14 protein-coding genes are annotated in these 14,003 nt (G+C 59.2%); 1 reads left to right on the top strand and 13 read right to left on the bottom strand.

Annotated features, from left to right (window positions below):
* Positions 1-374: 374 nt before the first annotated feature.
* The 12 genes from B3Q33_RS15015 to B3Q33_RS14960 all read right to left on the bottom strand — a co-directional run bounded on the left by B3Q33_RS15015 (position 375) and on the right by B3Q33_RS14960 (position 11,357).
* Positions 375-677, bottom strand: coding sequence for a hypothetical protein (locus B3Q33_RS15015; protein ID WP_035250129.1), 303 nt, complete (start codon positions 675-677; stop codon positions 375-377).
* Between the two features lie 232 nt (positions 678-909).
* On the bottom strand, positions 910-1,179 hold the full coding sequence (locus B3Q33_RS15010; protein ID WP_035250127.1) for a YbeD family protein: 270 nt from the start codon (positions 1,177-1,179) through the stop codon (positions 910-912).
* Positions 1,180-1,182: 3 nt separating this feature from the next.
* On the bottom strand, positions 1,183-2,055 hold the full coding sequence (locus B3Q33_RS15005) for a D-amino acid aminotransferase (protein WP_272963291.1): 873 nt from the start codon (positions 2,053-2,055) through the stop codon (positions 1,183-1,185).
* A 70-nt stretch (positions 2,056-2,125) separates the two neighbouring features.
* Positions 2,126-3,286 carry a D-alanyl-D-alanine carboxypeptidase family protein gene (locus B3Q33_RS15000; RefSeq protein WP_272963292.1) on the bottom strand — a complete coding sequence of 387 codons (1,161 nt, stop codon included), beginning with the start codon at positions 3,284-3,286 and terminating at the stop codon, positions 2,126-2,128.
* Positions 3,287-3,472: 186 nt separating this feature from the next.
* Positions 3,473-4,345 (bottom strand): septal ring lytic transglycosylase RlpA family protein, encoded by an 873-nt coding sequence (locus B3Q33_RS14995; RefSeq protein ID WP_272963293.1) that lies wholly within the window; start codon positions 4,343-4,345, stop codon positions 3,473-3,475.
* Entirely contained in the window at positions 4,342-5,388 is a 1,047-nt protein-coding gene (gene mltB, locus B3Q33_RS14990) for a lytic murein transglycosylase B (RefSeq protein ID WP_272963294.1), read from the bottom strand. The genes B3Q33_RS14995 and mltB overlap by 4 nt, the downstream gene beginning before the upstream one ends.
* A 157-nt stretch (positions 5,389-5,545) precedes the next feature.
* A complete protein-coding gene (rodA, locus tag B3Q33_RS14985) occupies positions 5,546-6,691 on the bottom strand; it encodes a rod shape-determining protein RodA (protein WP_035250115.1) in 1,146 nt (381 codons plus the stop codon).
* Positions 6,688-8,574: a penicillin-binding protein 2 gene (gene mrdA / locus B3Q33_RS14980; RefSeq protein ID WP_272963295.1), complete on the bottom strand. Its 1,887-nt coding sequence runs from the start codon at positions 8,572-8,574 to the stop codon at positions 6,688-6,690. Before mrdA ends, rodA begins: the two co-directional genes overlap by 4 nt.
* A gap of 27 nt (positions 8,575-8,601) precedes the next feature.
* Complete coding sequence (rlmH, locus tag B3Q33_RS14975; RefSeq protein WP_272963296.1) at positions 8,602-9,072, bottom strand: 23S rRNA (pseudouridine(1915)-N(3))-methyltransferase RlmH; 471 nt, start codon at positions 9,070-9,072, stop codon at positions 8,602-8,604.
* The gene (gene rsfS, locus B3Q33_RS14970; protein WP_035250109.1) at positions 9,072-9,428 is read right to left on the bottom strand and encodes a ribosome silencing factor; all 357 of its coding nucleotides are present in this window, start codon (positions 9,426-9,428) and stop codon (positions 9,072-9,074) included. Before rsfS ends, rlmH begins: the two co-directional genes overlap by 1 nt.
* Positions 9,418-10,101 carry a nicotinate-nucleotide adenylyltransferase gene (gene nadD, locus B3Q33_RS14965; protein WP_272963297.1) on the bottom strand — a complete coding sequence of 228 codons (684 nt, stop codon included), beginning with the start codon at positions 10,099-10,101 and terminating at the stop codon, positions 9,418-9,420. Before nadD ends, rsfS begins: the two co-directional genes overlap by 11 nt.
* Positions 10,101-11,357, bottom strand: coding sequence for a glutamate-5-semialdehyde dehydrogenase (locus B3Q33_RS14960; protein WP_272963298.1), 1,257 nt, complete (start codon positions 11,355-11,357; stop codon positions 10,101-10,103). The genes nadD and B3Q33_RS14960 overlap by 1 nt, the downstream gene beginning before the upstream one ends.
* 226 nt (positions 11,358-11,583) lie before the next feature.
* On the opposite strand from B3Q33_RS14960, the gene B3Q33_RS14955 reads away from it, so the two are divergent.
* Positions 11,584-12,873: an alpha/beta fold hydrolase gene (locus B3Q33_RS14955; RefSeq protein ID WP_035250103.1), complete on the top strand. Its 1,290-nt coding sequence runs from the start codon at positions 11,584-11,586 to the stop codon at positions 12,871-12,873.
* 167 nt (positions 12,874-13,040) lie between these two features.
* Here B3Q33_RS14955 and B3Q33_RS14950 read toward each other — a convergent pair whose 3' ends face one another.
* Entirely contained in the window at positions 13,041-13,895 is an 855-nt protein-coding gene (locus B3Q33_RS14950) for a class I SAM-dependent methyltransferase (RefSeq protein ID WP_272963299.1), read from the bottom strand.
* Between the last annotated feature and the right edge of the window lie 108 nt (positions 13,896-14,003).

Raw genomic sequence — 14,003 nt, 5'->3', positions numbered from 1 at the left:
GTTCCTCGTGCTTCGTCATTTCTACGAAGCCACTGTAGGAGCGGAGCTCTCTGTGCCCTGCGGGTATGAGCCGCGAACCGCGCTTGCGCGGATATCGCTCGTAGAGCGATCAGGAATCTCAGAGCTCTACGGGTTTCAGAAAAGAATGTAGTAACCCGTGTCTTTGTCGCCTCGCTACGCTCGGTTCGTCCCTCAAGAGGAACTCCTACAGATAGGCCCTCAGCCAGGCAGCCCGGAGTCTGTGGGAATATGAGGCACAGGAACTTCTTCGCGTTGCAGCTTGTCGCTTGCAGCTAACATAAAAAAAGCCCGGCAAGGCCGGGCTTAAGGCAGACCCCTTACGGGGTAACAACGATCGAACCAGAATAACTAGCCTATATCAGGCGATTCCCTGTCCTCTGGTTTACCAGATGCAGATTCAGTTCCTGAACGCTGATGCCGAACTCGATACCGTCCTGGTCCTGCTCGCGGAGTTTGATGGTTTCAAAGGCGTCGAAATGAACGGGGGTGCCATGCACGCTTTGCTGGATATGCGGGCTGCGCGGCATGGCCGGAATAATGTCCGCAGAATTGGGCGTGGTGGAGGTATGGACAACCTGGGAGGTGTGGCTCGGTAGATCAGCTGCGACCAAAATAAGCAAGCAACTGCACAAGCACAGCAAGGTCAGCATTTTCATTTTTGTGATCCCGTTACGTTCTTCTTATAAGAATCACGATACGGGCACGCAGATGCCAAACCAATGGTGGCTTGGTGAGGCTTGCGTGTCGGGCTGTGACCGAGGGTTAATTTGTGTAATGAGGACGAGGGAGAGTCACGGGTGAAAAGGAGCGAGAAGTGAACAGCGGGTGACAGATAAGGTCCACATGGCTGGCTCTCGCTCTTTTCGGTCTTGGCAACGTTTGCCGGAATCAGAGGCTCATCTTTACATGGGGGCACTCATTGAGTGCTTTATAGATTGCCTCCACCTGTTCACGGTTGCGCATGGTCACCTGGGCGGTGATGGAGACAAAATTGCCTTTACTGCTGGGCTTGCTCGCCAGATGTTTGTCGGCGTCGAAATCCTCCAGATGAATCTCGAGAATCTCGATTACTACGGTTTCCAGCGGTGAGTCCGCCAGGCCCATGACCTTGAGCTGCATGTCGTGGGGAAATTCCCAGAGATGTTCCTGAATCGCCATTGGTTACTCCTGCTCCAGGCCGCACAGGCGGCGTTTGAAATCCACATAGTGGCGGGCCACTGTTTTCCACATGGCGCCAGGTTTGCCGTCGCCAACCGCCGCCTCGTTCAGTTGTGTGATCGGGACCACTTCCCGGGTGGAGCTGGTAATCCAGATCTCATCGGCCTGACGCAGTTCTGCCTCGGTGATTTCCCTTTCCGCGAAGGGCAGGCCATGTTGCCCACATAATTCTACTATCAGGTCGCGGGTGATGCCGCCCAGGATGGCATGATTTTTTGGCGGGGTGACGATCACGCCGTCGTGCACGATGAAGACATTGCTGGCGGAGCCTTCGGTGACGAAACCGTCTTGCAGCAGTATGGCTTCCATGGCGCCGGCCGACACGGCCTGTTGACGTAGCAGGCTGTTGGGCAGAAGCGAGATGGACTTGATATCGCAGCGGGCCCAGCGGGTGTCATCCCGGGTGATGGCCTTGCCCCCGCTGGCGGTGTCCGGGCTGTCGGCGGCTGGCACGGCAATGGGGCTGGTCATCATGAAAACCGTAGGGGCAACCGGTGGTTCGGGAAAGGCATGATCCCGTTTCGTCGCGACGCCCCGAGTGATCTGTAGATACACCGACAGGTTGCCGCCGCCATTGCGTCCAATCAGTTCCTCGCACAGAACCTGCCATTGTTGACGGTCGTGGGGATTGCGGATTTCCACTTCCCGCAAGGAGCGTTCCAGGCGTTCCAGGTGTTCGTCAAAACGGAACAGCACACTGTTGTAGGCCGGGACCACTTCGTAAATGCCGTCCGCAAACAGAAAGCCCCGATCCATTGGGGAGATCCGTGCCTCTTCCAGGGCCATGAAAGCGCCATTGAGATAGACCTGGGACATGTCGTTTCCTTGGACGAGTCTGACGCCCGACGCCGCCAGCGGGGTGTCAGGCGTCGAGCGTCAGGCGTGCTTAAAACAATCCCTTGAAGAACAGCAGAACATGATGCCAGAGCTTGGTAAAGATACCGGCTTCTTCAATGTTCTCCAGGGCCACCAGCGGCTTCTCCATCAGTACATCATTGTTCTGGCGTACCGTTACGGTGCCGTATTGCTGACCTTGCGCGATGGGGGCTTTCAGTTGCGGGTTCACGGTGATTTCCGCTTTCAGACTTTCATGGCTGTCACGGGGAATGGTCAGAACCAGGTCTTCGGCCAGGCCCAGGCGCAGCTTTTTGCTCTCGCCCATCCAGACATCCACGGTGTCGAGGATGTCTCCGGCACTGTAGGCCTTGTAGGTCTCAAAGAAGCGGAAACCGTAGGTGAGCAGTTTCTGGGATTCCCGTGCGCGGGCGGATTCGGAGTCGGTGCCCATGACCACGGTAATCAGACGCATGCCGTCTTTCTTGGCGGAAGACACCAGGCAATAACCGGCTTCCTCGGTATGGCCGGTTTTCAGGCCGTCCACACTGGGGTCACGCCATAGCAGCAGGTTACGGTTCTGCTGGGTGATCCCGTTGTAGGTATATTCCTTTTCCGCGTAGATGTCGTAGTGTTCGGGAAAGTCGCGAGTAATGGCACGGGCCAGCAGGGCCATGTCGCGGGCGGTGGTGTAATGGTTCTCGGCGGGCCAGCCGGTGGAATTGACGAAGTGGCTGTCATTCATACCCAGGCGACGGGCGTGCTGGTTCATCAGGTCGGCGAAGGCATCCTCTGAGCCTGCGATAAACTCCGCCATGGCCACGCTGGCATCGTTGCCGGACTGGATAATGATGCCGCGCAGCAGTTCTCCCACGGACACCCGGGTGCCTTCGCGGACAAACATCCGCGAGCCGCCCATTTTCCAGGCCTGCACGCTGATCGGCGCCATATCCTGTTCGGAAATGTTGCCTTTCTGCAGTTCAGCCTCGGCGATATAGGCGGTCATCATCTTGGTCAGACTGGCCGGGGGCAGGCGCTGGTCGGCATTGTGCTCGACGATGATGTTGCCACTGGCGGCATCCATCAGCAGATAGCCACGGGCATCAATCTGCGGGGCGCGAGGCACGGTGTTTGCCTGGGCCTGCACGGAAATCAGAGTGCCGATGATGGCAAATACGATAAAGAAGGTGGAGCGAAACGACTGGGGGCGCATGGATTTCCTGCCTGTTGTGTCCTTGTCGGCCTGAAAATTCAGGGATTTGTGAGTCGAGGGGGAAGCCCTGAGCGTCTTAGACAGAGATAAGGGCAAAAAGTCCCCCTGACATCACGGGATGGCTGCATTCTAGAGGAGCGCAACCGAGCTGTTAACCGGAGGAATGGCTTAGTTTGCGCAAACCGCTCAGGGCGTGACCGGCACAGGCCGCTCGAAACCCGCGTCGGCCATGCTCTGGCGGACCTGCTGGCGCTGCTGATCGTCCGCATAGGGGCCGATCCAGACCCGATGTAGCGCGTTGGTCGAGCGAATTTCACTGCCCAGCCCCAACTCTTCAAGCAGGGTCTGCTGCATCCGCTCGGCGGCAGCACGATCCTGAAAGGCTCCCGCTTGCAGAAACAGCCGGGTATTACTGGCGGCGTTCGGTGGCGGGCTGTCCACGGCGGCGCGGACCGCGGTGGGCACCTTGCTGGCCGGTGTGTTGGGTGCCGGGGTGGCACTGATGGTTTCCACCCTGACCCGGCCGGTGCCGGCGTCTTCTATACCCAGCCGCACGGCGGCGGCCCAGGACAGATCGATGATGCGATCTTCATGGAAGGGGCCCCGATCGTTGACCCGTACCACCAGGCTTTTGCCGTTATCCAGGTTGGTAACCCGGGCATAGGTGGGTAGAGGCAGGCTGCGATGGGCGGCGGTGAACCGGTACATGTCGAAGGATTCACCGCTGGACGTGCGGTGGCCATGGAATTTCTGACCGTACCAGGAGGCCTGGCCTTCAGCCTGGTAACCCTCTGCGCTGGGCAGTACCCGATAGGTCTTGCCCCAGACACTGTAGGTGTCCGGGTTACCGTAACGGCTGCGTGGCTCGTTCTTGGGCACCGGTTCTGGCAGTTGCGAGATGTCGCGGCGTTCTTCGGGCGGCGTGTCCTGAGCCATGCTGTAACGGTCCGAGCCTGGCGCACCGTTATTAACCGGCTCCCCGGACGAGGATGGTCCGGGGCTGGTGGCGCAGGCGCCGAGCAGGGCGCAGGTGGCTACGGCACAAGCCAGTCGCATCATTGTGGGCTCTCCAGGGCTGCCGCGATGTCTCGGGACAGTTGTAGCACGGCCATGGCATACAGGCGACTGTGGTTATAGCGGGTAATCACATAGAAATTATCAGTGGCCAGCCAGAACTCGGTGCCCTGCAGTCCCTCCAGATCCAGCAGGGCGACGCGAGTGTCTCCCGGCAGATCAAAACAGTATTCGCTGGTCACGCCGCTACCCTGACAGCTGATTGCCGTGACACCTGCCTGGCCAGCCCGGTCCAGAGTGAAGGAGGGCTTGTAGCCTTTTTTCGTCAGTGGCTGATAGCCGTTCCCTTCCACCCGGGCGCGGGCGGCCACGGGCTGACCCGGCTGCCAGCGATGTTCATGGAAATAGTTGGCCACCGAACCAATGGCATCCACCGGGTTGTTAACCAGATCGGTGATCCCGTCGTTGTCGAAATCTACCGCATAGGCCTGGTAGCTGGTGGGGATAAACTGGCCGTAACCCATGGCGCCAGCATAGGAACCGGTAATGGCGTCGGCATCGATATGGGCCTTCTGTTCTAGCTCGAACAGGGCTTTCAGCTGCTTTCGGAAGAAGCTGGCCCGGGGCGGATAGTCAAAGCCCAGGGTGGCCAGGGCGTCGACGACCCGGTAAGTACCCATGTGCTGACCGTAGCGGGTTTCCACCCCGATGATAGCGAGGATGATTTCCCGTGGGACACCGTAGGTCTGTTCTGCCCGGGCCAGGGTGTCTGCGTGCTCAAGGGAAAATTCCACCGCCTTTTGCACGCGGCTCTCCTGCAGAAATATTTTCTGGTAGGTAGCCCAGGTATGGGTCTTTTCTGCCGGGCGAGCGATGGATTCCAGTATCTTGGGCTGGCACTGGGCGCTGCCCAGCACCTGGCGGATGCGCGCTTCATCGCCCCCTTCGGCAACCAGTTCGCGGATCATGGCCTTGGCCAGATCCCGTTGCAGATAATCATTGTTTTCTGGGCAGGTATGCTCGGCCAGGGCCGGCAGGGACGTGAAGGTCAGTGCTGCGGCCAGAATAGCTTGGTAGGAACGACGCAAAGGGTGATCTCCTGTTTTCATTATATCCATTGACCACGTTGTCGCGGTTTTGTGCCCGGCTGCATGCAAAGGGCGATAAGCGAGTTGTGAGTTAGGAGGAACGAAAACCCTAAAAAGACGGCTTTGCGCTTCGCTCCTTCCCGCGCGGAACTCGCTTCTAGTAACTCATCAGTCGTCGATGGGTATGAATCGACATCAGCATGCCGAAGCTGGCCAGCAGGGTAACGATGGAGGTGCCGCCATAGCTGATCAGGGGTAACGGTACCCCCACCACGGGTAAGAGTCCGGACACCATGCCGATATTCACAAAAATATAAATAAAAAATGTCATCGTCAGGCTGGAGGCAAGCAGGCGTGAAAAGGTCTCCTGTGCCTGCCAACTGATAAAGAAGCCTCGCCCGACAATGACTAGGTAGATCATCAGCAGAAAGCTGACCCCGACCAGTCCGAATTCTTCGCTCAGTACTGCCAGGATAAAGTCGGTGGAGGATTCCGGCAGGAAGTCCAGACGCGATTGGGTACCGTCCAGCCAGCCTTTGCCATCCACGCCACCCGAGCCAATGGCGGTTTTTGACTGGATGATGTTCCAGCCGGTTCCGCGCGGGTCCGCCTCCGGGTTGAGGAAGGTATCGACCCGGTTGCGCTGGTAATCGTGCATGACAAAGAAATACATCAGCGGTGCGGCGGTCACCACCAGAAGCACTGCCACGGCAATGAGGCGCCAGGAGAGCCCGGCCATGAACAGCACCACCAGCCCGCTGGCGGCAATCAGAATGGCGGTGCCAAGATCCGGTTGCATGCCGATCAGGGCAGCCGGTACGCCGAGTAGTGCCAGGGCAACCAGTACATCCAGCAGTTTTGGGGGCAGGGTTCGCTCACTGAAATACCAGGCCACCATCGCCGGTACCGCCAGTTTCATGGCTTCTGCTGGCTGGAAGCGGCCAATGCCGGGAATACTGAGCCAGCGCTGGGCGCCTTTGGCTTCCGTGCCGGCAATCAACACCAGCACCAGCAGGCCCAGCCCTCCGCAATAAAGGAAAGGAGCCCAGAAGCGGTAACTGCGCGGCGGAATCTGGGCCAGCAGGAACAGGGCGGTCAGCCCTGCGCTGAAACGAACGCACTGGCGAATGACCATTTCCAGGCTTTCGCCGCCGGCGCTGTACAGCACCGCCAGCCCGCCCAGCATCAGCACGAACAGGCCAGCCAACAGTGGCGCGTCCAGGTGCAGGCGCATGGCCAGCCCCGGTGAGAGGGTGGCGCCGGTCTGGCCTGGCATCTGACGGAGATATTCTCGCTGACTCATGGGCTGACCTCTGCGGGAGGCGCGGGGTGTTCTTCAAAGACCGGCGGGACCTCCAGTTCTCCGTTTTCATTCAACAGCCAGGCATCCATGACCTGGCGGGCCACGGGACCGGCGGTGGAGCCGCCGTGGCGGCCGTTTTCCACCAATACGCCCACGGCGATGGCAGGTTGCTCAGCAGGGCCGAAGGAGACCATCAGGGCATGGTCGAGCATTCGCTCGGCCAGTTCGTCCTCGTTGTAGGTTTCATCCTGCCCCACGGAGAATACCTGGGCGGTGCCGGATTTGGCGGCAATGGCATATTGGGCATCCACGGCCATTACCCTGGCGGTACCCCTGGGGCCCGTTACGGCGACCATGGCATCGGTCATTTTTTCCCAGTTGCTTTCATCATTCAGTGTGATACCGGTGCGTTCTACCGATTGTTTTTCTCCGGCAATGGACGGCACCACCTTTTTGCCATGGCTGGCGGTAATGGCGGTGGCGGTGGCCAGCTGCAACGGTGTGGTGAGCACGAAACCCTGGCCGATACTGGCGTTAATGGTGTCGCCATGGAACCAGGGCCGGTTGCGGTAAGCGCGCTTCCATTGCTTGGAGGGCATGATGCCGCTGGATTCGTTATACAGGTCGATGCCGGTCGGTGACCCCAGGGAAAACTGGCTCATATATTCATGCATGCGGGCGATGCCCAGCTTGAACCCCATATCGTAGAAATAAGTGTCGCAGGATTGAACCACCGCTTTGTGCAGATCTACGCGGCCATGGCCCCAGCGTTTCCAGTCCCGGTAGCGGTGTGGATCGTTTTCCAGCTGGTAATAGCCGGGGTCCGAGATGGTGCGTTGCCAGTTGGTGACTCCGGCATCCAGGCCAGCAATGCCCAGCATCGGCTTGATAGTGGAGCCGGGTGGGTAGCGGCCCTGCAGAGCGCGATTGAACAGCGGATTGTCAGGGTCGCTTTGGTAGGCGGAGTAATCCTTGTAGGAAATGCCGGTGACGAACAGATTGGGATCAAAACCGGGGCGGCTGACAAAGGCCAGTACGCTGCCATCGCGTGGGTCGATAGCCACCACGGCGCCACGCCGATCGCCCAGCGCATCGTAGGCCGCCTTTTGTACGCGCATGGACAGGCGCAGGCGCAGGTCTTCGCCGGGCACCGGGGGTTGTTCTTCGAGGACCCGCAAAATGCGTCCTCGGGCATTGGTTTCCACCTGGCGATAGCCGACCTGGCCGTGGAGCTGGTCTTCGTAGAAACGCTCGATACCGGAGCGGCCATAGAAGTGAGTGCCGGCGTAGTCGCGCTGTTCGTCCAGGGTCATGGCCTCCAGGTCCTGGGCGTTGATCCGGTTGACATAGCCCAATACGTGGGAGAACAGAATGCCATGGGGATAATGACGGATCGGATCGGCGGAAATGCGGATGCCGGGCAGGCGATGCTGGTTGACGACCAGCCGGGCGATTTCCTCTTCGCTGAGACGACCGCGCAATGGCACCGGTTCCCAGGGGCGACGGGCTGTCAGGCGGCGTTTCTGGAAGCGTTCCAAATCGCCCTCGTCTAGCTCGATCAACTTGCCCAGCTCGCCGATAAGCTGGTCCAGCTCTCCGGCCTGCTCAATGATTAATTCCAGGGAAAAGTCGGGCCGGTTCTCGGCCAGAATCACGCCGTCCCGGTCGGTGATCAGCCCCCGCGGTGGTGATACCGCCAGGGTCTGTACCCGATTGTTGTCACTGAGGGTGGTATAGCGGCTGTGCTGGATCACCTGCAACCAGATCATCCGGCTGACCAGGATCAGGGTCAGCAGCAACACCAGAAAGACAGCCACGACCAGACGCACGCTGAAGATACGCTGTTCGTGGTGGTGATCTTTCAGTGTTAACGGTCGGCGCATGGTGGCGTCTGTGTCAGGGGGCGAAGGTCAGCGATGATAGGGGTGGCCGGTGAGCAGCGTCCAGCCCCGGTATAGCTGTTCTGCCAACAGCACCCGCACCAGCGGGTGGGGCAGGGTCAGGGTCGACAGGCTCCAGCGCTCGTGGGCGCCGGCGGATAATTGCGGACACAGGCCGTCCGGCCCCCCTACCAGCAGGACCAGATCCTGGCCCAGATCTTTCAGCTCGCCCAGTTTACGGCTGAGTGCGGGGGTGTCCAGCGCTCGTCCGTTCACTTCCAGTGCCACGATTTTGGCGCCGGGGTACTTTTCCAGGCGTTTGCGGATGGCGTCGGCCTCGCTGCGAATCTGGCTGGCGGTGTCACCCTTGCTCCGTTTCGGCAGGGGGATTTCTTCCAGCTCGAGACGCATGTCCGGGGGCATGCGTTTCTGGTATTCGGCAAAGCCCTCGGTGACCCAGGCGGGCATGCGGGTTCCCACCGCCAGCAGGAAAAGACGCATTACTCTTTGCTTTCACGGTCCGGGTGATGCTGAGGATTGCGCCACAGGCGTTCCAGGTCATAGAACTCGCGGGTGGCGGGCAGCATCAGGTGCACGATGACATCGCCCAGGTCCACCAGAATCCACTCGCCGGTGTCCTGGCCTTCACTGCCCAGAGGCTCGTGACCCGCTTCTTTTGCGGTTTCCAATACATTGTCAGCCAGCGCTTTCACGTGGCGATTGGAGGTGCCGCTGGCAATGACCATGTTGTCGGCCACACTGGTGATTTCACGCACGTCCAGTTGAGTAATGTTCTGGGCTTTGACTTCTTCCAGTGCATCAATAACCAGTTGCAGTAGCGGGGTGTCAGCGCTCATGAGGCCTCGTGTCTGATTCGGGGGAAGGTAATTTCGCCACATTATACAGATGGTGGCGGTGAATATGGGCAACAACTGCCGGCTCCAGGGCCGGGCAATCGCCTTTTTCTGCCAGCGCCTGACGAATGGCGGTGGCGGACACATCCAGAAACGGCCCCTGCAGCATCAAGCGCAGACCGTTGGCGTGGCGCATAAGGCTATCGGGTGACGTTTCCGGGAAGGTGGCCAGCACCTTGTCTGTTGCCAGCGGGCTATCCGGGCGAGGCACCACTGCCAGGTGGCACAGGTCCGCATAATCCTGCCAGCGGTGCCAGTGATGCAGGCTGGCAAAGCTGTCGGCGCCGATCATGAACACCAGCGGGCGATTACCGATCTGCTCTCGGTAGTGTTGCAGGGTCAGCAGGCTGTAACTGGGGCCGGATTGTTTCAGTTCCCAGTCGTCCGGAATCAGGCAGGGGTAATCCGCGCAGGCCAGTTCCAGCATGGCCAGACGCTGTTCGCCACCGGCCAGGGGTTGCGGGCGATGCGGCGGCACCGCGTTGGGGAGAAGATGCACAGGGGCATCGCCGAGCACCCGGGACACCGACCGGGCCGCACTGATGTGGGCCCGGTGGACGGGGTCGAAGGTGCCGCCGAACAGCACCAATGGTGTGGTGTCGTGAGTGGTGCGCACTACTGGCGGATGTGGCCGTCGCCCAGCACCACCCACTTCTGGCTGGTCAGGCCTTCCAGTCCCACCGGTCCACGGGCGTGGATCTTGTCCGTGGAGATACCGATTTCCGCACCCAGTCCGTATTCGAAACCGTCTGCGAAACGGGTGGAGGCGTTCACCATCACCGAGCTGGAATCCACCTCGGTGAGGAACTGCCGCGCCCGGGTGTAGTTTTCGGTGACGATGGCTTCGGTGTGGCCGGAGCTGTAACGGTTGATATGGTCAATCGCCTCATCCAGATCCTTGACCAGTTTCACCGCCAGTATCGGCGCCAGGTATTCCTCGCCCCAGTCGGCCTCGGTGGCTTCCTGGATACCCTCGACAATGCTGCGCACTTGCTCACAACCGCGTAGCTCCACACCGGCGTCACGGTATTTGGCGGCCAGTTCGGGCAATACCTGCTGGGCGATGGCGTTGGCCACCAGCAGCGTTTCGGTGGTATTGCAGGTGCCGTAGCGCTGGGTCTTGGCGTTGTAGGCCACGTTAATGGCCTTGGTAATATCTGCCTGGTCATCAATATAGGTGTGGCAATTGCCATCCAGATGCTTGATCACCGGTACCCGCGCCTCATTGCTGATGCGCTCGATCAGGCCCTTGCCGCCTCGGGGGACGATGACGTCCACATACTCGGGGTGGGTGATCAATTCGCCCACTGCGGCCCGGTCGGTGGTTTCCACTACCTGTACCGCGGTATCTGGCAGCCCGGCTTCGCGCAGGCCCACACGGATGCACTCGGCGATGGCCTGGTTGGCGTTGATGGCTTCAGAGCCGCCACGCAGGATGGCCGCATTACCGGATTTCAGGCACAGGGCTGCCGCATCAATGGTCACATTGGGGCGGGATTCGTAAATAATGCCGATGACACCCAGCGGCACACGCATTTTGCCTACCTGAATACCCGACGGGCGATAGGCCAGGTCGGTGATTACACCCACTGGATCGGCCAGACCAATGATCTGTTCCAGGCCTTCCACCATGGCGTCAAAACGAGCCGGTGTCAGTTCCAGGCGATCAAGCAGGGCGGCATCAAGGCCGCTTTCGCGTCCTTTATCCAGATCCTGCTGGTTGGCTTGCAGCACCGCGCTGCGGTGGCTGCGCAGGGCGCTGGCGATGGCGGCCAGGGCCTTGTCCTTGTCACCGGAACTGGCCCGGGCCATGGCGCGAGAGGCCGTACGGGCCTGTTCGCCAAGACGTTGCATGTATTGCTGGATATCCATAATTCTCAAAACTGAAAGTGGTCAAGAGGTGGATTATAACGACAACCGGCTCTTTACGCTTGCACACAAATGGTGAAGAATTGAAAACCTTTGCTACACAATAAGGCCTAAACCCTTGATTTTGTGGTACGAATGTACCGTTTGTGTGGCGCAAAACGGACTGCTCCATCCTGCCGGGTAGGAGCAGCCGATACAACAAGAAAAAATTGAACGGAGCCAGACACTTATGGGCATTCGCTATCAGGAATATACCCGTTCCGCCATCAAGGCTGCCCCACTTCAGCTCTGGGTGGGCCCGTGGCGCATTGACTACCTGGCGTTTTCGCATCCGAACAATGCCCACAAGCCGCCGTTGCTGGTGGTGGGTGGCGCCTTCCAGAATTTTACCTCCTACAAATATTGCGTCGAGCGAATCTATCAGGATTTCCCTGTGGTGCTGGTGGATCTGCCGTCTCTGGGCAATAACACCCAGATCGCGCCGGATCTCAGCATGGAGGATCTGGCCGACCTGCTTTACGAATTCACCTGCCAGACCGCCCTGAAAAAAGTACATCTCATGGGGCTGTCGCTGGGTTCTGCGGTGGCCAGCACCTTTGCATACAAGTATGCCGAGGCCACCGACAAGCTGATCGTGGCAGGTATTGTCACCCGGCCGCGCAAAAGCTGGCGCATGTTGGTGGAAGAATCCGTGCGGGTACTGGAACAGGGGCGCATGGATGAGTTCAGTCAGGCGGTGGTGCTCTATCTGGTCAACTACGACAAGATGAAGGAAACCGGCATTACGCCCACCGCCCGCAAGCTGTTCTACCGGCAGATGAAGCGGCTATCCGACAACGAGCGTGAGCGCTACAAGATCAATGGCCGCCGGCTGTTGTCAGTGGAAGGTCTGCTGGGCTATCCAGAGTGCGATACCCTGGTCACCACTGGTGAGTTCGACAGTTTTACCCTGCCCTGGGAAAATGCCTCTTTCGCCGAAAAATGCCCTAATGCCCAGTTCACCCTGATCAAGGGAGCGGATCATTTGCCGCAGCTGGAAAAGCGGGAAGTGTCCCTGGATCTGTTCTCTACCTTCCTGCGCGGCGAGTCACTGGACACCGTGCAGGGTATCCGCCGTTTCGGCAAGGGCGAGTATAACCGTATCGAGCGTCGCCGTGCCGAGCGTCTGGTGCCATGCAACAATCACGGCCACGTCACTAGCGAATCCCGGGTGGGCGACCGTTTCCGTTTCAACAAGCCGGTGCAGGTGGTGGACATCAACTTCTTCGGCTGCCTGATCAAACTGAGCGAGCCGGGCTTCTCCATCGCCGACCACGCCCGTGACTGCACTCTCTATATGGAGAGTCCGGAGCTGAAACTGGAACTGCTGGTATTCGATTACGACGATGCCGGTTACCTGCGTTGCCTGTTCAAGCATGGCAACATCCAGGCGGCGGAGCGCTTCACCGAACTGCTGAAAAACAGCGAATATTTCCTGCGCCAGGATAGTGAAGGGAATGTGCATCGGATTTATGGATGAAAGGGAAGCAATTGATAGTTGAGAATGGATAATTGATAACGTCGCGAGCCAGTCTCGTGGTTACCCTGAACGAAAGAGGCCGCGTCCAATGGCTTGGCCGCGGCCTCTTTGTTTTCGAGTTATTCCTGCGCTTGATCGCGCAGTTATCCATTATCCATTCTCAACTATCAATTAGATTCCACCGTCCCTTCCATGATCCTTACCATCGGATTGCCCCGCGTCTTCGGTATCGGTAGCTGGTCGTAGTAGTCGGTCGGGTTGTGGATGGTCAGGCTGTGAAAGCCAAGGCTATGGAAATGATCCACGGCTTCCATGTCGGAGTGGAAGTGAAAACCGACCTGGCTGCGGGATACGGTGCCCAGCATGCCGCCCAGTACCTTGAGGGTGCGGTAGAAGGGCATGCCCTTGTAGAGCGGGTAGTTGTCTGTCAGGTAAGAGCCTTGGGGGAAGGCGCTCAAGGCGTTGGCCAGTTTGCGCCAGAAGTCGGAAATCACCTCCAGCGGGAAGTAATTCACCAGTCCTTCGGTAATCACTACCACGGGTTTGCTCTGATCCAGCTGGGCCAGCACATGATCCAGGCTGAGTTCCCCGTCTTCGGCGAAGATGTTGATGGGCTGCACGCGGTGACGCTCGCTCAGCACGCCGTGCTCTTTCAACAGTTGCTGCTTGCGCCGGGCCATGTCCGGCAGGTCGGTTTCGATATAGGTGAGTTGCGGATACTGTTGGCAGAAACGGTGCCCCCGGGGTGACAGGCCGCAGGCAATTTCCACCACCTGGGTAACGCCGTCGTCGATCAGTTGATGCAGCCGGTGATCGATCAAGTGGTGACGCTGCAGGAGAAAGGTGCGGATGTTACCCCCGACGATGTGCCGGCCCACGTATTCAAAGGGAGCCAGGGCGCCATACAAGAAGGCGCCGCCTTTGGTGCGGAAGAAGGGCGCGGAGATGCCGTCGCGGGTCCACACGTGGCCGGTGTAGAGGGCGGTAAAACTGATTGAGGAGGTATCCCGGGGTTCACTCATTGTTGTTCTGGCTGGTTATGGCTGAGGCCTGACAGGCTAGCAGAATTATGCCATTGAGTGATGGCAATTTGTGCCAAATTGCCGGCGAGCTACGAGCTACGAGCTACG

The organism is Alcanivorax sp. UBA3183, assembly GCF_002364155.1.
GTDB lineage: Bacteria > Pseudomonadota > Gammaproteobacteria > Pseudomonadales > Alcanivoracaceae > Alcanivorax > Alcanivorax jadensis.
Note: the sequence above shows the minus strand (reverse complement) of the source record. Positions and strands in the feature narration are given on the sequence as shown.